Below are 19,781 nucleotides of genomic sequence, written 5' to 3'. Positions count from 1 at the left end.
TGATCTTAACAAATTATTATACTTTAATTTAACATTAATATTGTGTAATGTATAATTAACTTTAAAATAATTAAAAATTATATAATTTTCTGCCGCTATTTATATAAAAACCATAAATAGTGACAGTAATTAGGTTTTATAATTTTAAAATTTTACCTAAAGCATAGGTGATTAAATCTTCTACCAATTTACCTGGATTATTACTAAATTCTCCAGTAGCGCGGTTAGCAATTATGGCATTAAGCGATAGTGCATTATGACCTAATAATGCAGATAAACCATATATGGCTGCTGTTTCCATTTCAAAATTCACAATTTTTTTGCCTTCAAAATTAAAGGTGTGAATTTTATCGTTTAAATCTGGGTCTTGAGTTGAAAGTCGTAAAACACGTCCTTGAGGACCGTAAAATCCACTTGCTGTAGCCGTAACACCAAGTTTAGTTTGGTCTGAAGAAAACACTTTTTCTAATGTTTTATTATTGGATATTAAGACAGGTAACGCTTTATTAGCATTCCATTGGGTATGCACCACGAAAGCATCTTCAAAAGGGAAACTTCTAAAAGCTTCTATATTATAAAAGTGAAGCATTCCAGAAAAATCTAATCCATCTGTACTTATAGCAAAAGAATCTACAGGGATTTCTTTTTGAAGTGAACCGGATGTACCAATACGAATAATATTTAAAGTGGTAATATCTTTTTTAATGGTTCGCGTTTTAAAATCGATATTTACAAGAGCGTCTAATTCGTTTAAAACAATGTCTATATTATCGCAACCAATTCCTGTAGACACAACACTTATACGCTTGCCATTATAAGTTCCAGTTTCAGTTTTAAACTCTCTTTTTTGAATAGAATGTTCAACCGTATCAAAATGTTTGGTTATTTTACTTACACGGTCTTGATCTCCAACAAGTATAACTGTTGGTGCAAGATGTTCTGGTTTTAAATTTAAATGGTAAACACTTCCATCTGGATTTAAAATTAATTCGGAGTCTTTAATCGGCATAATTAGTTACGTTTATAAGCTTGTTAAGCTTAGTGTCAAAATAGAATTTATTTTTATGGATTCCGCCATAAATCATAGGGTCAGATAATCTACTTTCGAAATTTTCTTCAAAATTTAAAGCTTTTTTTCCATCCTCATTTAAAGTTAAACTGTGTTCTTCTTCTATATAAAATATAGATAATCTTTCTATTATACGTTCAAATTGCATATCGCTATATCCATAAAAACCTTGAAAGTTTAAAGCATATCCTAATAGATGATTTTTGGTATGAATACTTCTCGTGTCAATTATTTTAAGAATATTAAGTTCTAATTCATTTAATCCGTTTATAGAATTTGGGAACCGCTGAAGGTGGGCTTTTAAACAATTACTTAAATACTCGAAAGAGGAGTGTTTTACAATATATGGTTTAATAAGATTATGATCTTTACCATTATAAAGTTGCCATATGGTACGAACTAAATCTTTATCCTCGGCTGTTAAACGTACGCGAGCTTCATAATGATCGCTAAGTTGAGAGGAACTTAATTCGGTAAGACTTTTTAGTTCTTTTACACCATGAATTCTACCACTACAAACAAGAAACAAAGGTAAATCTATTTTCTTTTGAAGTAGTAAATTAATAACCCCAATAAGGTTTATATGGCAAAATAAATCATATTCAAACCATAAAATAATTTCATTATAGTGTTCAGTATTATCTAAAACACTAATGTCTTTTTTTAACTTATCTGTATCGGCTTCGATGTCGTAAAACTCTCTAAGAAATTTTAAGCGTGTATCTATAAATTCTGGTGAATTTATATGTTCTATTGTTGGGCCTTCGCAAAGCATTTCTTCCCATGTTAATATTTCGCCTTGGAATTCTAGTTCTACTAAATAGTTGGTTAATGCGCCTCCATTAGTAATGTGTAATGTTTTATTTTCCATATAATTAGCCCCCAACACGTTTTACATTAAACCCTTTTTCTTTTAAAATTGCCATGATTTTATCTCTGTAATCCCCTTGGATGATAATTTTCTCATCTTTAAAACTTCCACCAACACTAAGTTCTTTTTTTAAATCTTTAGCCAGTTGTTTAAAATCTTCGGTAGCGCCGGTATAGCCATCTAAAATAGTAATTGGTTTTCCTTTACGTTTTTCGTATTTACATAAAATAGGCTCGTCTTGAATCCATAATTTAGAATCGCCAGCTGTAGTTTCTTCTGGTGTTTCTTCATGTTCAGGGAACAGGTTTTTTAATTGATCTTTTAAATCCATAGCAAGGATATGTTATTTTTTAATTAAACCTAATTCTACTAAACGCTCATGTAAAAATTCTCCAGCTGTAATATCTTCAAATTGTTTTGGATGTTCTTCATCTATACAGTTTTCTAAAACATCTAATTTCATTTCGCTAATTGGGTGCATGAAAAACGGAATTGAATATCTAGAAGTACCCCATAATTCTTGAGGCGGATTTATTACACGATGTATGGTAGATTTCAGCTTATTATTGGTGTGTCTTGATAACATATCTCCAACATTAATCATAAGTTCGTCGGGTTGTGCAATAGCATCAATCCATTCACCTTGATTATTCTGGACTTGTAATCCGCGACCTTGAGCTCCCATTAATAATGTAATTAAATTTATATCGCCGTGAGCTGCTGCACGCACAGCTGCTTTAGGTTCAGATAAAATAGGCGGGTAGTGAATAGGTCTTAAAATTGAATTTCCATTCTTTATAAATTTGTCGAAATAAGTTTCTTCTAAATCTAAATATAAAGCCAAAGCACGAAGGACGTATTTTGCTGTTTTTTCAAGCATTTTATACGTTTCTTTTCCTGTAGTGTTAAATTTTGGTAGTTCGGAAACTTCTACATTTTTAGGGTATTCTGCTTCTAGCTTAGCATCATCTTCTACATATTGTCCAAAATGCCAAAACTCTTTTAAATCGCCTTCTTTTTTACCTTTGGCATGTTCTTTACCAAATGATGTATACCCACGTTGTCCGCCAATTCCTTCAATTTCGTATTTATCTTTTACCTCATTAGGCATTTCAAAGAAATCTTTAATTTGAGAATATAAGTCGGAAACTAATTGTTCATCTAGAAAATGTCCTTTTAAAGCAACAAATCCAATCTCTTCATAAGCTTTACCAATTTGGTCTACAAATTGTTGTTTTTTACTAACATCGTCAGATAAAAAATCTTTTAAATTTACACTAGGTATGCTATTCATTTGTCTGTTTATTTTTAAGCTAGGTATACAAATGTACAAAAAACAATCCTAGAATTTTCGATGATATTTTGTGAAATATGTGGTTTTTTATTGAAAATTTTGAATTATAATCACTTGTAGTAATTAAAATTAAAAATATCTAAAACAAAGTAAAACCATAGGCTTTATACGTCTTAAATTATATCAGGGGTTTTAATGTCTTTTTAATAGTAATGGTTTTACTCTTAAAGGTCATATTATAGGTGAAATAAGTTAGTGATTTAGACATAATTTACATCAACTTAATTATTCAAAATGGAAATGTATTGAATATAATAAGGTATTATACTCGTTTTCATAAAATTGTATAGTATATTTATAAATAACTACTAATCAATCAACTATGAAGTTATCTATTTCTTTACTATTCATGCTATTGATAATAGGATGTAAAACTGATCAAAAACGTATTGATAAAGACACATTAGAGCCACCAATAGCCAAAACTGAACCTAAAACATTATCCATTCATGGCGATACACGAATTGATGATTATTTTTGGATGCGTTTATCGGATGAGCAAAAAAATGCAGAACAACCAGATGCACAAACACAAGACGTTATAAACTATTTAAACGATGAAAATGCTTACTTAAAAGCGGTTATGCAACACACAGATTCTCTTCAAACGGTTTTATATGACGAGATTACTGGACGAATTAAAAAAAATGACGAATCAGTTCCTGTTACCAAGAATGGGTATTCCTATTATTCTAAATATAAAGCAGGCAATGATTATTTATTGTATTACCGATCGAAATTAGATAGTGAAGAGGAAGAACTTGTATTAAATGGACCAGAACTTGCAGAAGGTTTGGCTTATTTTAGTATAGGAAATCAAGAAGTAAGTAACGATAATAACATATTAGCCTACACAGTCGATACCATTTCTAGAAGACAATACACTATTTTTTTTAAAGATTTAGAAAGTGGAAATCGTTTAAGTGATGTTTTAGAAAATACTGCCGGTGATGTGGTTTGGGCAAACGACAATAAAACCGTTTTTTATTCAACTAAAGATTCAGAAACATTAAGAAGCAATAAAATCTTTAAACATGTACTAGGCACGCCACAGTCTGAAGATGTATTGGTATTTGAAGAACAAGACGATACTTATAGATGTTTTGTAATGAAGTCAAAATCTGAGGCTTATATATTTATAGGGAGCTTTCAAACCATTTCAACAGAATTTCAGTTTATTGATGCTAATAACCCCGATAGCGAATGGAAAATTATTCAATCCAGAGAAGCTAATTTAGAATACACTGTAGATCATTATGCCAATCACTTTTACATTAGAACAAATAAAGACAATGCAACAAATTTTAAACTTGTAGAAACACCAATTAATGCCACCGAAAAAGAACATTGGGTAGATGTTATACCACACCGTGAAGACGTACTTTTTGAATCGTTCGATTTATTTAAAAACTATTTAGTACTCACGGAGCGTCAAAACGGACTGAGAACAATAAGAGTTAGACAATGGAATGGGAGCGAACATTACTTAAAATTTAACGATCCCACATATTTAGTATACCCCACTTCTAATCTCGATTTCGATACCGATATTTTGAGGTATAATTATTCTTCTTTAACGACTCCTATAAGTACTTTAGAATATAATATGAAAACTAAAGATAAAGTACTCCTTAAACAAGAAGAAATTATAGACTCTAATTTTAGCCCTGAACTTTACACTTCCGAACGCTCGTTTGCAACTGCAAAAGATGGTACAAAAGTGCCTATATCTTTAGTTTATAAAAAAGGTGTTTCAAAATCTGGAGATAATCCGTTATTACTTTACGGATACGGCTCTTACGGATCTATAATAGATGCAAGTTTTAATTCGAGTATGCTTAGCCTTTTAAATCGTGGATTTATTTTTGCTATAGCTCATATTCGTGGAGGTGAAGACATGGGACGACAGTGGTATGAAGATGGAAAATTACTTAATAAGAAGAACACATTTACAGATTTTATAGACTGTGCAGAGCATTTAATAGCTGCCAAATATACTTCGCCAGAACATTTATATGCTATGGGTGGAAGTGCTGGCGGATTGCTTATGGGAGCAGTTGTTAATATGCGGCCAGAATTATGGCAGGGTGTAATTGCTGCAGTACCTTTTGTAGATATTGTATCTACTATGCTAGATGAATCTATTCCTTTAACAACATTCGAGTTTGATGAATGGGGAAACCCTAAAGAAACTATATATTACGATTATATGAAATCCTATTCTCCATACGATAATGTAGAAGCTAAAGCCTATCCAAATATGTTAATCACTACAGGATTTTGGGATAGCCAAGTGCAGTATTGGGAGCCAGCAAAGTGGATTGCAAAATTACGAGCAACTAAAACAGACGATAACTTATTAATTATGGACTGTAATATGGATGTTGGACATGGTGGCGCTTCTGGACGTTTTGAACGCTATAAAATAAAAGCCTTAGAGTATGCGTTTTTACTCGATTTAGAAAATTAATACTTTCACAAAAAAAAAGCCAGAACATGAGTTCTGGCTTTTTAATGACTAATTCAAAATTGTGTGTAATAACTGATTGTTTTTAGATTGATATAATAAAGACGAGTAAGAATTAAAAGTGTTACACTTTTCTATATTTTATTTAAAATGTAATAGAAAATGGTTAAAAATTAAAAAAAGTCTGTAAAAACGAATAATTGTTTCATAAAGCATTCGGATCTTAACAAATTTTAGGAATGATTTTTGCTCTCGTTAGAAATTTACATTTATTTTTGAGCAGTCTAATTTGTACTATGAAACACTTTTCTTTATTTATTATCTTTTTATGTATTTCAACAGCAGCTTGGTCTCAAATAGATTCTAGGCAAGGTTCTGGTTTTAGCATTCCTGCTATTGAGAGCGAGGAAGGTAAAGCTACAGAAACGAATAGTTTAAACATAGAACCACTTGAAACACCGAATTTAGAAACACCTGAAGCTAGTGATAAAATAAATGGATTAACTGTAACTAGACATCCAGATTTAAATGTGAAGGAGGAGTTTTCAATGTTCAATAAAAAGAAATACGCCAATCCAGCAGAACTTTATCAAGGGAATTTAGATCAACAATTAAAAATGCCAGATTCTGAAGCGGTTAATCCAGACGCCGTTGGGAGTTTAGTCGATCAGTATTTTGGTGATCATAAAACCACATCTGGTAGAGTCAACGTAATTTATAGAGATCATCAAGCATTCGATGGCGATCGAATTATGGTTTATGTTAATGATGATATTATTAAATCTAATGTTTTATTAACTAATGGATTTAGCGGATTTAAACTTGACTTACAGCCAGGACTTAATAAAATTGATTTCCAAGCCATAAATACAGGACGCTCAGGTCCGAATACAGCTCAGTTTCAAGTCTTAGACGAGGACGGGAACATAATTTCTGGTAACACATGGAATTTAGCTAAAGGCGTTAAGGGTACCATTATTATTGTAAAAGAGTAACCTTTATACTTCAAATAAAACGTATTTTAACTTCAATATTAGACTCGCTTAACTATTTATTAAAATAGTTTTTAGCGTAGCGTTTATCAAATCCAAATACTTACATTATATTTGTATTGAATTGTATTCAATTTACTCGAAATTTAAATCGGTAAATTCAAGCAAATCAATAAACTAAATCTTCAATTTAAAACAAGTAGTAATTTATGGCTAAGTCTCAACAGACGTACAATAAAATCGAAAAAGAAAAAGCACGACAAAAAAAGCGTGAAGAAAAGTTAAAGAAAAAAGAAGCGCGTAAAGCTGAATCTAAAGACAGTCAAGGTATTCAATTTGCCTATGTAGATCAATACGGAAACTTAACAGATACTCCACCAGATCCAGCAGATAAAATTAAAGTAGAAGCAGAAGATATTGTTATCGGAATTCCTAAGAAAGATGATAGTGATATTGAAGAAGTAGATCCAATCCGTAAAGGTAAAGTATCATTTTTTGATAGCTCTAAAGGATTTGGTTTTATTATCGATGCTGAAAATTCAGAAAAATACTTCTGTCACGTTAGTGGATTAATTGATACTATTATTGAAAACGATAAAGTTCAATTTGAATTAGAACGTGGTATGAAAGGAATGAATGCGGTTCGAGTTAAGAAAATCTAACCTTTCCCGCATTCAATATTAATTATTGTATCATTCGTTTCTGGAACCAACGTCCAGCTAAACTTATATTCAAGGTAAGCATGTGATAGTTTTCCTGAATGATACCATCGTAAATCTGGCCTTTTTTTCCATAAGAATAGGCCAAATTTAGCATGGATACAGTATTGTAACTTATAGGAATTCCTAATCCTAAACTTAACGCATAATTACTAATCTTTTTATCGTTAATCTCTAGGTTACCAGTGTCGTATGTTAAACCTGCTCTATATTGCATTCTGTTTTTATATTTCAGCTGGTTTCCGTTAGGATCAAATTCTACACTTAATCCAAAAAGATTCTGATCAACAAAAGTACCAAGTTGATCAGTTTGATTGGTGTCTGTCCAATATTTCTTTTTATAATCTAACGCTACATTTACCTGGTCTAAAAATCTGGTTTGTATACCAAAACCAACTTCTAAAGGCAATTTAAAATCATCTAAATTTTCTTCTGTTGAAATATCACTATCATATAATTGAGATACATCTCTAATTTGATCTCCGCTTAAGTTAGTTGGTAAAGTAACAACTGCTCCTAAGGTTACGGTTTCAAACGGTTTATATTGTGTTCCAAATCCAACTTGAAGTCCAGAGTAACTGTTAGATTCATATATATCTAGTACATTAGTGCCTATATAATTGGTTTCTTGCTCGATAATTTGTCCAAACAATACAGATCCCGAAACTCCTACACTTAAATTATCTAATAGAGCATAGCCGTAGTTTAATTTAAAATCGTTTAAACCTCCAGAACCTTCAATATCGCTAGTAAATGACGATGCAGCACCTTCAATATCCGATTCTAAATTTGAAATACTGTAACCTACGTTGGTATATGGTATTAATGTAATGCTTACTCCTGATTTTTTTGTTAATGGAAATGCGAGTGCAACATCAGAAAAATTTGCAATAAATTTAGATTCATTAGTTCCTCCATCTATTTGGAAACCATATTCAGATTTCATTCCCATGTCGAAAAAAAATGTATTTAAGGGAATACTCGCCATAGATGCCGGGTTCAGGTTGTTTATAGATTCTGAAGAACTGCTTGCAATTCCCGTATAGCCTAACGATGCCGTTTTTCCAGTATTGGTCGTATTAAAGGATCCCATTCCGTATAATGAATACGGAGAACTCGATAATGAATTACTTTGCGAAAAAGCAGTAGCAGACATTAATAGTGAGAGTGTTGCTAATATGTTTATTTTATTCATCATCGTATATGGCATAGGTTAATTCTAAATTTGCTTTTAAATCGGAGTGTTCTGAATCTTCACCTTCTAAGATGTAGCGATCCACAGACGAATTGTAACCTTGACTAGTAATACCAAGGAAGTAATCGTCTCCATTAGTGGAGTTTAATTTCAAGTCTAAAAAATATTTTAATGAAATGGTGTAGGTAATATAGTCCTCGTTAAATTCATTGGCTAATTGTCTTCCATAAACCACACTACCACTATAATCTACTAATTGTGTAAGCGAAACAGACTTATTATCTATAATGTAAACGTTAAGGGAATCGCGAATTGATAAGTCATCTGTATTTGTTTTTCGTTTAATAGACACATTTAAATAAGCATCCATTAAAGAACCTGTGCCATTTATGGTATTAATACTTTCTATAAATGGCACATCTATTCGTGTTGCCAATCCGCTTCCTGCCTGAATGTAACTGCTATTATCGGTAAGTGTACTAGACACTTCATCTTCTTGTTCTTCAAGGCCATTTATATATTCATTTTTAAATGTTGAAGTGATGTTATGAAAACTGCTAGCTGTATTAATGTTGAAATCAAAATAATATTCTTCAGCTTCATTTTCACCTTTAATAGTGTAATACACGCGTAATATAGAAGACGTTCCAATACCAATTATCGCTGTGTTAGAATCGTCTGGCACTATTTTAAGACCGTAGTATTTCTGATTAAAATCGTCTAAATTATTAACGATATCATTCTGAAAATCGTCAAAAAGTTGTTTCCCATAAGTATTATCTAGAGAGAATTGAATAGAATCTTCTCTTATAGGTGTCGGACTCATTTCTAAAAAGCCTATAGACGTTGTACTTGTAGAAAAATTAGAAGTGTTATAAAAGTAATCTTCTGTTGGTGTAAGCGTTTCTAGAACTTCGTAAACATTAAATTTTTGTTTCGAAATTGTATCATTATAATAGTAGTCGGTGTAATCTAATATTAAAGCTATAGAGTCGTAAACCGCATCGTCGTCTATATAATAACTGTTAGGAGTTAATTCAAAATAAGGACTTGCTTTTATTTGTCCTAACACAGGATCTACATAATTCCCCAATACATAATTACTAGTACTAGACACTGCAATCGAGTCAAATTTATAGGTAGACGTTTCAACAGTAAAGGTGTCTATATAAAATACTTTAGTACCATTATTTATCCAATCCTCGCCAGAAACATCGGTTGTATCGGTTTCACAAGACACTAAAAGTGTAAAAAAACAACACGCTCCTAAAAGCGCTCTAAGAAATATCGAATTCATATTTAATTTTTAAAATCGAACGAACTTAATGGCATATAATTAAGAAGAGAAAAGAGATATACAAACCTTCATTTTTTGTCTGCCAACCATACTTTTTAAACGATTTAAAGTGTATATCGCTTTCATCGTGTAAGTATCCGTGTTGGTATAGACTTTTAGGTAACCTATCTACTTTATTTTCTAAAGGTGTCTTTACAATGTAGTTTTGATCTTGTTATTTAAAACATACTGACAGTATTTAGTTCAGTAATAAATTATAATAAATGATAATTAATATGATTACAAATTCTACAAAAGTATTAGTGTTATGCGCTCTAGCATTAAGTCTGTTTAACTGTTCAAGCGAAGACGATACAGATAGAGGAAACTGGCAAGAACGCTCTGTATTCGATGGTGTGCCAAGAAGTAGTGTAGTTGGTTTTGTTATAGACAATTTAGGCTATATGGGAACTGGTTATGATGGTGATGATTATTTAACCGATTTTTGGGAATATAATATTGAGGGTGACTATTGGGTACAAAAAGCAGATTTTCCTGGAACAGAAAGAAGTGCTGCTTCTGGATTCACTATCGGAGGTTTAGGTTATTTAGGGCTTGGTTATGATGGTACAGATGAATTAAAAGATTTTTGGGAGTATAATCCTGGATCTAATGCATGGACACAAAAAGCAGATTTCTTAGGTGGTGTAAGACAAGCTGCTATAGGTTTTGCAGCGAATAACACCGGTTATGTTGGAACAGGTTATGACGGTGATAACGATAGAAAAGATTTTTATAAATATAACCCAACTACAGATACATGGTCTGAACTTGTAGGTTTTGGTGGAGAAAAACGCCGTTTTGCTACTACATTTAATATTGGTGATAAAGTCTATATAGGTACAGGCGTAAGCAATGGTTTGTATAAGACTGATTTTTGGGAATTTGACCCACTTTCTGAAACCTTCTCTCGTTTAAACGATTTAGATGAAGAAGACGACTATACAATTACTAGATCGAATGCTGTTGGGTTTAGCGTAGATGGATTAGGATATATTGTGTCTGGTTATAATGGCTCTGTTTTAGGAAGTACTTGGGAATATTCTCCTGGAACAGATTCTTGGGAAGAAATTACAGGTATTGAAGCATACTCTAGACAAGATGCATTAGCTTTCTCTAATGATAGTAGAGCGTTTGTATTATTAGGACGTAGTGGAAGTTTATACCTTGACGATAACTATGAGTTGTTTCCCCAAGATGATTATGATGATGAAGATTAATTATAATTCGAAATACTACTAGTTTTAAGTAATTAGTAAATCATTGTTTGTTTAATTCAGTTGTTTTTTTTTAATTCCCAAGATGTACTGAGTAGGTCTTGGGATTAAATTTTAATTTATGAAAAATATTTTAAAACTTCTATTAGGTTTGTCAGTAATAGCTGTTATTTACATAGTTTTTTCCTTGACAAAAGGAACTGATGCTGTACATTACAGCACAAATGTTTATGCTATTAACACAGGCTATGGTTATGAGGTTAAGTTGGGTGAAAAAGTTTTAATTAAACAAGATCATATTCCAGCGGTTTCAGAGCAACATACATTTTGTAATGAAGATGATGCGCAAAACATTGCAGAGTTAGTTGTACTTAAACTAAAAAACAAAGAAAACCCTAGAGTTACTAAAGCCGAATTACAAGCTAAAGCAATAACTTTAGACTGTTTAAATTAATTACAAATTTATAATGACTAAAAAAACACAACTTTTTAGAATTCTAAAACAGGAAGGCTTTATACATCTCGTAATATGGGCCATTTTTTTGTTTATGTTTTTTCTTCAGGTGTATTTTAACACAGGAAGAATACCTAAAGCTTTTCTTAATTTCTTAATTGTTGGTATTTTTAGTTTCTATATTAATTACCTGGTTTTAGTTCCGTATTTTTTACTTAAAAAAAAGAATGGATTTTACTTTGTAGCTGTTATTGGTTTAATCGTTATATGTGTTGTTCTGGTTGAGTTTGTCTTGCCTAAACCAGATATAATTCATCATTTACCACCACCACAAAACGATATGAACGCCCTTGGCGAACGTCCTAATTTTAGAGGTATTCGTATTGGGTTTCCGTTGTTTTTTAATATCATTTTAATTGTTATTGGAACCGCTATTAAAATGTACATAGAATGGGATAAAAACATACAACACCAAAAAGAAGTGGAGTCTCAAAAATCGTCTGCCGAGCTTCATTTTCTTAAAAATCAGTTGAGTCCACATTTTTTATTCAATTCCTTAAATAGTATTTATTCCTTAACCAGTAAAAAATCTAATGATGCTCCAGAAGCTGTAATCATGCTTTCCGAGCTCATGCGATATATGCTATACCAAGCAGATAATGAATTTGTAATGCTTAATGATGAATTAGATTACATTCAGAATTATTTAAAATTACAGCGTCTTAGGATTGCCAATAATCGCGATGTCACTTTACTGATTAGAGGTGGTATTTCACAACAAAAAATAAGACCTTTATTATTAATCGCATTTATTGAAAATGCATTTAAATACGGTACAGACTTTAAGGGAAATACATTGGTACGCATTGAAATTATTGTTAATGCCAACGAACTTAATTTTAAATGTGTTAATTTAATAGGTAACAGAAAACAAGATCCTGAAAATTCTGGTATTGGTTTACAAAACACCAAGGATCGTTTACAGTTATTGTACCCAAACTTGCATACGCTTAAAATAGACACAGTAGACAGTCAATATATCGTTAATTTAAACCTTAATCTTTCCGTATGAAGTGTATCATTATAGATGACGAGCCTTTAGCTATAGATGTAGTCGAATCGTACTTAAAACAAATGGGAGGGATGGATATTGTAGCGAAATGTACCAATCCGTTAGAAGCGATTACGCTCCTCAATAAACACAATGTAGATTTAGTGTTTTTAGATATAGAAATGCCTAATTTAAGTGGTATTGATTTAGTAAAATCTATAGAAAACTTACCTCAATTTATATTTACAACGGCCTATCCGCAATATGCATTAGACGGATTTAATTTAAATGCCACAGATTATTTAGTTAAACCCATCCCGTTTCACAGATTTATAAAAGCTGTAACGCGAGCAAAAGAAAAATACGAATTGGAACACTTACAACCCGCCAATGGAATGCCAACAGTATTAGGCACTATAAATAAGCCTGACAACGATTTTATATTTGTAAAATCGGAGTACGAAAACATCAAAATAAAAACGGATAGTATTACTTATGTTCAAGGCTTGAAAGATTATATTAAAATTCATGTTGAAGGCACCAATAAAGCCATAATTACTTTAATGAGTTTTAAAGATATTATGGAAAAGCTACCCAATAATAATCAGTTTATGCGTGTTCATAAATCGTTTATTGTAAATGTAAACTCCATTAAAGCCTTACAAAAGACTAAAATTGTATTACAAAACGATATGCGTATTCCAATTGGAGAAACGTTTAAAAAGGATGTTTTAGAACGTTTAGGCGTCTAAATTAAGTTCTTTTTTAATATCTAATAATTGCATGGAATCTCCCGGTTGTAAGTCGTCAAGATAAATAGTCCCAACGCGAACTCGGACTAAACGGAGTGTTGGAAATCCTACTGCCGAAGTCATTTTACGGACTTGTCTAAATTTGCCTTCGTTTAATATAATCGAAACCCAAGAGGTCGGCCCGTGTCTTTCGTCTCTTAATTTTTTCCAGCGTTCGGGTAAATTAGGAACCTCATCTAACTTAAAAGCAGGGCAAGGTTTGGTAGTGTATTTGGTGCCGTTTAATCCTATTTCAACACCATTTTGTAAAGCTTTAATAGCCGCTTCGGTTATGTCGCCATCTACTTGGGCATAGTACTCTTTATCTACTTTCGAGCTGTTTACAAAATCACTCATTTTACCATCGGTAGTGAGTAATAAAAGCCCTTCAGATTTTTCATCTAAACGCCCAATAGACATAGTGCCTTCAGGGAATTCTCCCAACTCACCAAGCAACTTTTTACGATGCTGTTTTTGTCCGTTGTTTATAAACTGACTTAAATAGCCATAAGGTTTATATATTTTAAAGTGTTGATGCATAACTTTAAATCGATGCGTTTAATATTTTAAATACCAATGCTTTTGTAAGTTTTTCTCCAGCCGATTTTTCTCTAATCGTATCAAAAGTAACTTTAAAATCGCAACCCGATTTATAAGCACTACAACCATAAGCGGTCTTGCCTTTCATAACTGTGCCTTGCTTGCATTTCGGACACGTTAAAGTATCAGGAACTTCTGTTTTTGTTTCTTTTTTAACGGCGACTTTAGGTTCTAAAACCAGTTTAAAATCGTCGTCAAATCGCAACAAACCTTCAACAGTACCTTGCTCAGTTTTGAATCCTTTTAGGTTGACAGTAGATCCTTTTTGAAGTAAACGGATATATTGTTTTTCAGAAATCTTTTTATCGCTAAAACTGAATGGTAATACGAATTTACAACCCGATTTAAATGCGCTACAACCGTAAGCCGATTTTCCTTTTATCAGGTTGCCTTGTTTACATTTCGGACAGTTCTCAGATAAAATACCTGCCTGTTTCTTCGTTTCAGCTTTGGCTGTCTTTTTTTCGGCATTTGCTTCATAAGAGATATTGGCACGTTTGGTTTCACTACGTACTTCGTACACCAACTCGTCAACCATGCGTTTCATGTTATTTATAAACGTTCCCGCATTGTATTCGCCTTTTTCTATATCTTTTAATTGCTTTTCCCACAATCCTGTCAGTTCTGCAGATTTTAATAAATCGTTCTGAATGATATCTATCAACTGTATTCCAGTTGTAGTAGGCAGTAATTGTTTTTTATTACGGACAATGTATTTTCTTCGGAATAAGGTTTCAATAATATTGGCTCGTGTAGACGGTCTTCCAATACCATTTTCCTTCATGAGCTCGCGCAAATCATCATCGTCTACTTGCTTACCTGCCGTTTCCATAGCACGTAGGAGGGAAGCTTCCGTAAATTGATTTGGTGGTTTGGTTTGCTTTTCTAAAAACGAGGGTTCATGAGGTCCTTTTTCACCTTTAACAAACGTGGGTAAAATACCTGATTCTTTTTTCTCTTTATCAGGAGATTCAAATACAACACGCCACCCTTTTTTAAGAATTTCTTTTCCAGTGGTTTTAAAATTTACTTCGGCCGCTTTACCAATTACCGTGGTATTAGATACCGAACAATCATCGTAAAACACAGCAATAAATCGCTTTACTATAATGTCGTAAACCTGTTGCTGATTGTATTGTAAATTAATCTGAATTCCCGTTGGGATAATAGCGTGGTGATCGGTTACTTTTTTATCGTTGAATACTTTAGCCGATTTCTTAATTTTCTTGCCTAAAAGCGGTTCGGTTAAGGTGTTGTATTTTGTTAATTTCTGAAGAATGCCATGTACTTTTGGATACACGTCGTTCGGTAAGAACGTGGTATCTACTCTAGGATAGGTCACCACCTTTTGCTCGTACAGCTTCTGAACGATTTTTAAAGTTTCATCTGCCGAAAATCCAAATTTCGTATTACAATATACCTGTAATCCTGTTAAATCGAATAATTTAGGCGCATATTCTGTGCCTTTCTTTTTGGTAATCGAAACAATTTCAAAATCGTCTTCTTTAACTTTATTGGCGAGTAACTCACCATCTTCCATCTTTAAAAAACGCCCTTCTTCATAACTAAATAAGGTGTCCCGATACATGGTTTGTAACTCCCAATATGGTTGTGGCTTAAAATTTTCAATCTCTTTAAACCGATTTACAACCATAGCCAAAGTTGGTGTTTGCACGCGACCAATAGACAACACTTGCTTGTAACCACCATGTTTAACGGTGTATAAACGCGTCGCATTCATTCCTAATAACCAGTCGCCAATCGCTCTAGAAAACCCAGCGTAATACAAATTATCGTATTGTTCAGACGGTTTTAAATGCTCGAAACCTTCTTTTATGGCTTCTGTGGTTAAGGACGAAATCCATAAGCGTTCTACCTTACCTTTATACTCTGCTTGGTCTAAAACCCAACGTTGTATTAATTCTCCCTCTTGACCAGCATCCCCGCAGTTTATAACCACATCGGCTCTGTCAAATAATCCTTTTACAATATTAAATTGCTTCTGAATTCCGGAATCCGAAGTCACTTTGGTTTTAAACTTCTCGGGAAGCATGGGTAAATTGTTTAAATCCCAACTTTTCCAGTGTGGTTTATAGTCGTTTGGTTCAAACAATGTACATAAATGCCCAAAAGTGTAAGTTACCGCGTAGCCATTACCTTCGTAATATCCATCGTGTTTGGTATTCGCACCTAAAACAGACGCAATTTCACGGGCTACACTTGGCTTTTCGGCTATACAAACTTTCATTTTCTTTCCTTAAATAAGAGTCCGCAAAATATAACTTTTACGGAGTAAAAAGAAGTAGAGTTATCAGGAGTTATTAACGAATAATTAGGTCTTCAATTTTTAAGTTTTACACAAATTCCAGTTGCTTTTTTTTCATTTTAATCAGATTTAGATATGGAAATTGACTATCGAGCCCATATTTGCTTTCACTTCATTTAATTAGCTATATTTAGCCTAAACCTAATTTAACTTGATATACATTTTATGAAAACATGTAACATTACAAAAATCGCACTGCCGGTTTTATTTTTTCTACTAGTATTTGCTTCCTGCAAAGAAGAACCAAAAGCTGTCGTTAGTCAGAAAGCAGAACTGAATGCATGGTTTGATGTGAAGTACGAAGAGTTACTTCAAATGAGTCCGATGCACTTAACTTCTCTAGGTCGAAAAGATTTAAATGATAAAATCGACGACATGAGTAAAGAAGCGGAAGATAGAAAACTCGCTTGGTATGCCGAAAGTGCCAAAACGTTAAAAGAAACATTTGATTATGATAATTTGGATGAAGCAGACCAAGCTTCTTACGACTTATGGATGTATCAATACGAGATGTTAAAGGAAGGCATGACGTATAGAGATATGGAATATGTATTTGAACAAATGCGTGGAGCACATACGTACTTTCCGAACTTCTTAATTAATTATCATAAAGTGGATAGTCTGCCAGACATGACGGCATATATTTCTAGAATTAAAGGTGTAGGTGTTGCTATGAATCAATTATTGATTAAAGCTCAAGACCAAGCCGATTTAGGTATATTACCTCCAAAATTTGCTTTCGAAACAGTTATTTCTCAAACAAAAGGATTACTTGATGGTAAAACAGTATTAGAAGATATGCATAGAAAAACCGATGCGCTTTTAGCTTCAGAACAAATAACTTCTGAAGAGGCTGAATCTTTAAAACAAGAATCGGCATCTGTAATTCAAGAAGCATTTATACCTGCGTATCAGAATCTTTTAACGTGGTTAGAATCTGAAATTGAAAATGCAGAAGCAACACCTACAGGAGTTAGCAGGCATGAGAACGGTAAAGATTTTTACAATTATCAGTTAAAAGTTTTTACTACTTCCAATCTAACAGCAGACCAAGTGCATGAAAAAGGATTAGAAGAAGTGGCTAGAATTAGAGAAGAAATGCTAGCGATTAAGGATAAAGTTGGTTTCGATGGCGACTTAAATGCGTTTTTTAAGTTTGTAGATAGCGACCCTCAATTTTACTTTCCAAATACAGACGAAGGTAGACAAGGATATTTAGATGAATCCACAAAATATCTAGATGCTATAGAGAAAAAATTACCCGATTATTTCGGAATTCTTCCTAAAGCTAAATTAGAAGTTAAACGTGTTGAAGCCTTTAGAGAACAAGATGGTGCACCACAACATTATAATGCAGGAACTCCGGATGGCTCTAGACCTGGAACGTATTATGTTCATCTTTCTGATATGAGTATGATGGACAAAACCACAATGGAAGGTGTCGCGTATCATGAAGGTCTACCAGGGCATCACATGCAGATTTCTATTGCTCAAGAATTAGAAGGTGTACCACAGTTTAGAACACAAGCCGGTTTTAGTGTGTATAGCGAAGGTTGGGCTTTATATTCGGAAATATTGGCTAAGGAAATGGGCGGATACCAAAATCCGTATTACGATTTCGGACGCTTGGTTAATGAAATATGGAGAGCCATCCGTTTGGTGGTGGATACTGGATTACATGCCAAAGGCTGGACAGAAGCTGATGCTTTTAAATATTTTAAAGAAAACTCATCGGTGTCAGATGGTGCTATTACCGCAGAAGTACAACGCTACATGGTAATGCCTGGACAAGCGACATCCTACAAAATAGGAATGCTTAAAATTCAGGAATTACGTAAAACAGCAGAAGACAAATTAGGTGATAAATTTGATATAAAAGGATTTCACGACACCTTGCTTGGTGGAGGCGCTTTACCAATGGAATTATTAGAACGTCGCGTTAATATGTGGATTGATTCGCAAATGAAAAACTAACATTTTCATATATGCATTAAAGCATATGTTGAAGACATAAAAACGCCTTGTATATTTTTAAGATACAAGGCGTTTTCTATACATAAAGATGATATTTTAAAAAGAAATATCCCATTGTACTCTAAAACGTAAGCCGTTATCGTAAATTCCGGTCTGGTCTTGAAAGTTGAAGTATGTAACTTCAGACGTTAACTTATTTCTATGACCATTAAAAAACCAGTTAAATGCCAAAACAAATTCTTCTTCTAAATTATTAGACAAATGTGTATTCGGAATGTAATAAGCATAGCGCGCCGCAACCTCTAAGGGTTTTGGAAACTTAGGCCAAATACTATGGAAAAAATATCCAGACTGAAAATATGCACCTTTTAAATTAGTGGTTTGGTCATTTACATAATCGTAAATTTCTTTAGTATGAAATTCGTTTTGCCAAGATAATCCACGATACATAAAGGCAGTTTCTAGTAAAAATTGATTGACTTTATATTGTCCGTCTACACCATCTTCAAAACCAACTAATTGTCCGCCACCAGCTTGAGAAAAACGCGTGTATGGACTTCGGTTAGTAGTTCCCGCTACAGCAATTAATCCGGTAAAGTCATCATGATAGGCCAAATCTGAACCCGTGAAACTCAATTCACGCCCCATAAAATTATATTGTAAACGCCCCACATACATTAAATGTTCGTCGTCATTTTCTGTGGAACCACGTCCCGTACCTGTTAAAATGGAAGCGTGATATGTAATATCGGCAAATTTGCTCGGGTTAATTCTACCATAAAACTCAATACCTTGCTGTCTATCTAGGGTAAAAGGACGCGTTAAAATAGAACGGTCTGCCATTTGTTGTTTTCCAGAAGAAATTACACGTTCTCGATTGTAATAGGTTTTCCATTGCCCAACTTTAATTTTAAAGAACGAATACTTTTCAATCATAACCCTGAAATCCATAAGATTTCCAGCAGATACTTCGTATTCCCAGTAGTATTTTAACCAAGGTTTATAAGCGTGACCCCCTACTTTTAAACGTGCTCTGTTTATCTTAAAAACCGTTTCCTTTTCGGAATATATTTCATCGTAGGTTACCGGATTTAAATCACTTGGAGTGGAAAATCTAAATTGTAAACGCGATTCTATATGAAGGGCATATTTCTCATCAGAAGTTTTAAACTCAAAGCCTTCATCGGTATATTCAATTTCAATTTTTTGCTTCTTAACCGCCGTTGAATCTTTTAACGCAACAGATTTGTCTTGTCCGTAACTTAAAGCAGTCGACAAAAAAAGGCAAGACAGAAGTAAATAAAATAATGATTTGGTCGATTTTTTCATAAGGTCTAAATAGTCGATACGAATTTAATAAACTCT

Annotated in this window: 17 protein-coding genes; 8 read left to right on the top strand and 9 right to left on the bottom strand. The window is 33.1% G+C overall.

The features are described from left to right. Positions 1 to 136: 136 nt before the first annotated feature. Genes BN863_RS08390 through BN863_RS08375 form a run of 4 tightly spaced genes read right to left on the bottom strand, consistent with a single transcriptional unit; the run spans position 137 to position 3,234 of the window. Positions 137 to 1,009: a nucleoside phosphorylase gene (locus BN863_RS08390; RefSeq protein ID WP_038529540.1), complete on the bottom strand. Its 873-nt coding sequence runs from the start codon at positions 1,007 to 1,009 to the stop codon at positions 137 to 139. Beyond that, positions 999 to 1,940 carry a hypothetical protein gene (locus BN863_RS08385; protein WP_038529538.1) on the bottom strand — a complete coding sequence of 314 codons (942 nt, stop codon included), beginning with the start codon at positions 1,938 to 1,940 and terminating at the stop codon, positions 999 to 1,001. The genes BN863_RS08390 and BN863_RS08385 overlap by 11 nt, the downstream gene beginning before the upstream one ends. Before the next feature lie 4 nt (positions 1,941 to 1,944). Further along, entirely contained in the window at positions 1,945 to 2,271 is a 327-nt protein-coding gene (locus BN863_RS08380; RefSeq protein WP_038529536.1) for a translation initiation factor, read from the bottom strand. 12 nt (positions 2,272 to 2,283) lie between these two features. After that, on the bottom strand, positions 2,284 to 3,234 hold the full coding sequence (locus BN863_RS08375) for an isopenicillin N synthase family dioxygenase (RefSeq protein WP_038529534.1): 951 nt from the start codon (positions 3,232 to 3,234) through the stop codon (positions 2,284 to 2,286). A gap of 382 nt (positions 3,235 to 3,616) precedes the next feature. Here BN863_RS08375 and BN863_RS08370 point away from each other — a divergent pair, with 382 nt between their 5' ends. The 3 genes from BN863_RS08370 to BN863_RS08360 all read left to right on the top strand — a co-directional run bounded on the left by BN863_RS08370 (position 3,617) and on the right by BN863_RS08360 (position 7,415). Further along, positions 3,617 to 5,764: a S9 family peptidase gene (locus tag BN863_RS08370; RefSeq protein ID WP_084817496.1), complete on the top strand. Its 2,148-nt coding sequence runs from the start codon at positions 3,617 to 3,619 to the stop codon at positions 5,762 to 5,764. Between the two features lie 293 nt (positions 5,765 to 6,057). After that, a complete protein-coding gene (locus tag BN863_RS08365; RefSeq protein WP_038529532.1) occupies positions 6,058 to 6,756 on the top strand; it encodes a hypothetical protein in 699 nt (232 codons plus the stop codon). Between the two features lie 206 nt (positions 6,757 to 6,962). Continuing rightward, entirely contained in the window at positions 6,963 to 7,415 is a 453-nt protein-coding gene (locus BN863_RS08360; RefSeq protein ID WP_038529530.1) for a cold-shock protein, read from the top strand. A gap of 22 nt (positions 7,416 to 7,437) precedes the next feature. Here the strand turns inward: BN863_RS08360 and BN863_RS08355 are convergent, their stop codons facing one another. Then, positions 7,438 to 8,670, bottom strand: a complete 1,233-nt coding sequence (locus BN863_RS08355) for a hypothetical protein (RefSeq protein WP_038529528.1) — start codon at positions 8,668 to 8,670, stop codon at positions 7,438 to 7,440. Next, a complete protein-coding gene (locus tag BN863_RS08350; protein ID WP_038529526.1) occupies positions 8,660 to 9,964 on the bottom strand; it encodes a DUF4270 family protein in 1,305 nt (434 codons plus the stop codon). The genes BN863_RS08355 and BN863_RS08350 overlap by 11 nt, the downstream gene beginning before the upstream one ends. 275 nt (positions 9,965 to 10,239) lie before the next feature. Here BN863_RS08350 and BN863_RS08345 point away from each other — a divergent pair, with 275 nt between their 5' ends. The 4 genes from BN863_RS08345 to BN863_RS08330 all read left to right on the top strand — a co-directional run bounded on the left by BN863_RS08345 (position 10,240) and on the right by BN863_RS08330 (position 13,477). Then, the gene (locus tag BN863_RS08345; protein WP_038529524.1) at positions 10,240 to 11,223 is read left to right on the top strand and encodes a Kelch repeat-containing protein; all 984 of its coding nucleotides are present in this window, start codon (positions 10,240 to 10,242) and stop codon (positions 11,221 to 11,223) included. A 118-nt stretch (positions 11,224 to 11,341) separates the two neighbouring features. Beyond that, a complete protein-coding gene (locus tag BN863_RS08340) occupies positions 11,342 to 11,674 on the top strand; it encodes a DUF4907 domain-containing protein (RefSeq protein WP_038529522.1) in 333 nt (110 codons plus the stop codon). Between the two features lie 13 nt (positions 11,675 to 11,687). After that, positions 11,688 to 12,746: a sensor histidine kinase gene (locus tag BN863_RS08335; RefSeq protein ID WP_038529520.1), complete on the top strand. Its 1,059-nt coding sequence runs from the start codon at positions 11,688 to 11,690 to the stop codon at positions 12,744 to 12,746. Beyond that, positions 12,743 to 13,477 (top strand): LytR/AlgR family response regulator transcription factor, encoded by a 735-nt coding sequence (locus BN863_RS08330; RefSeq protein WP_038529518.1) that lies wholly within the window; start codon positions 12,743 to 12,745, stop codon positions 13,475 to 13,477. Before BN863_RS08335 ends, BN863_RS08330 begins: the two co-directional genes overlap by 4 nt. On the opposite strand, the gene BN863_RS08325 is transcribed toward BN863_RS08330, so the two are convergent. Together BN863_RS08325 and BN863_RS08320 are read right to left on the bottom strand one after the other, a co-directional pair. Next, the gene (locus tag BN863_RS08325; protein WP_038529516.1) at positions 13,466 to 14,056 is read right to left on the bottom strand and encodes a pseudouridine synthase; all 591 of its coding nucleotides are present in this window, start codon (positions 14,054 to 14,056) and stop codon (positions 13,466 to 13,468) included. The genes BN863_RS08330 and BN863_RS08325 overlap by 12 nt on opposite strands. A 4-nt stretch (positions 14,057 to 14,060) precedes the next feature. Further along, the gene (locus tag BN863_RS08320; protein WP_038529514.1) at positions 14,061 to 16,364 is read right to left on the bottom strand and encodes a type IA DNA topoisomerase; all 2,304 of its coding nucleotides are present in this window, start codon (positions 16,362 to 16,364) and stop codon (positions 14,061 to 14,063) included. 243 nt (positions 16,365 to 16,607) lie between these two features. Between BN863_RS08320 and BN863_RS08315 the strand changes: the two genes are divergently transcribed. Further along, positions 16,608 to 18,416 (top strand): DUF885 domain-containing protein, encoded by a 1,809-nt coding sequence (locus BN863_RS08315; RefSeq protein ID WP_038529512.1) that lies wholly within the window; start codon positions 16,608 to 16,610, stop codon positions 18,414 to 18,416. 96 nt (positions 18,417 to 18,512) lie between these two features. On the opposite strand, the gene BN863_RS08310 is transcribed toward BN863_RS08315, so the two are convergent. Then, positions 18,513 to 19,745 carry a porin family protein gene (locus BN863_RS08310; protein ID WP_038529510.1) on the bottom strand — a complete coding sequence of 411 codons (1,233 nt, stop codon included), beginning with the start codon at positions 19,743 to 19,745 and terminating at the stop codon, positions 18,513 to 18,515. Positions 19,746 to 19,781 lie beyond the last annotated feature (36 nt).

Source organism: Formosa agariphila KMM 3901 (assembly GCF_000723205.1).
Lineage (GTDB): Bacteria > Bacteroidota > Bacteroidia > Flavobacteriales > Flavobacteriaceae > Formosa > Formosa agariphila.
Note: the sequence above shows the minus strand (reverse complement) of the source record. Positions and strands in the feature narration are given on the sequence as shown.

Excerpts from the sequence above, each read along its gene's own strand:
- BN863_RS08390 (WP_038529540.1), bottom strand. The coding sequence starts at position 1,009 with ATGCCGATTAAAGACTCCGAATTAATTTTAAATCCAGATGGAAGTGTT.
- BN863_RS08385 (WP_038529538.1), bottom strand. The coding sequence starts at position 1,940 with ATGGAAAATAAAACATTACACATTACTAATGGAGGCGCATTAACCAAC.
- BN863_RS08380 (WP_038529536.1), bottom strand. The coding sequence starts at position 2,271 with ATGGATTTAAAAGATCAATTAAAAAACCTGTTCCCTGAACATGAAGAA.
- BN863_RS08375 (WP_038529534.1), bottom strand. The coding sequence starts at position 3,234 with ATGAATAGCATACCTAGTGTAAATTTAAAAGATTTTTTATCTGACGAT.
- BN863_RS08370 (WP_084817496.1), top strand. The coding sequence starts at position 3,617 with ATGAAGTTATCTATTTCTTTACTATTCATGCTATTGATAATAGGATGT.
- BN863_RS08365 (WP_038529532.1), top strand. The coding sequence starts at position 6,058 with ATGAAACACTTTTCTTTATTTATTATCTTTTTATGTATTTCAACAGCA.
- BN863_RS08360 (WP_038529530.1), top strand. The coding sequence starts at position 6,963 with ATGGCTAAGTCTCAACAGACGTACAATAAAATCGAAAAAGAAAAAGCA.
- BN863_RS08355 (WP_038529528.1), bottom strand. The coding sequence starts at position 8,670 with ATGATGAATAAAATAAACATATTAGCAACACTCTCACTATTAATGTCT.
- BN863_RS08350 (WP_038529526.1), bottom strand. The coding sequence starts at position 9,964 with ATGAATTCGATATTTCTTAGAGCGCTTTTAGGAGCGTGTTGTTTTTTT.
- BN863_RS08345 (WP_038529524.1), top strand. The coding sequence starts at position 10,240 with ATGATTACAAATTCTACAAAAGTATTAGTGTTATGCGCTCTAGCATTA.
- BN863_RS08340 (WP_038529522.1), top strand. The coding sequence starts at position 11,342 with ATGAAAAATATTTTAAAACTTCTATTAGGTTTGTCAGTAATAGCTGTT.
- BN863_RS08335 (WP_038529520.1), top strand. The coding sequence starts at position 11,688 with ATGACTAAAAAAACACAACTTTTTAGAATTCTAAAACAGGAAGGCTTT.
- BN863_RS08330 (WP_038529518.1), top strand. The coding sequence starts at position 12,743 with ATGAAGTGTATCATTATAGATGACGAGCCTTTAGCTATAGATGTAGTC.
- BN863_RS08325 (WP_038529516.1), bottom strand. The coding sequence starts at position 14,056 with ATGCATCAACACTTTAAAATATATAAACCTTATGGCTATTTAAGTCAG.
- BN863_RS08320 (WP_038529514.1), bottom strand. The coding sequence starts at position 16,364 with ATGAAAGTTTGTATAGCCGAAAAGCCAAGTGTAGCCCGTGAAATTGCG.
- BN863_RS08315 (WP_038529512.1), top strand. The coding sequence starts at position 16,608 with ATGAAAACATGTAACATTACAAAAATCGCACTGCCGGTTTTATTTTTT.
- BN863_RS08310 (WP_038529510.1), bottom strand. The coding sequence starts at position 19,745 with ATGAAAAAATCGACCAAATCATTATTTTATTTACTTCTGTCTTGCCTT.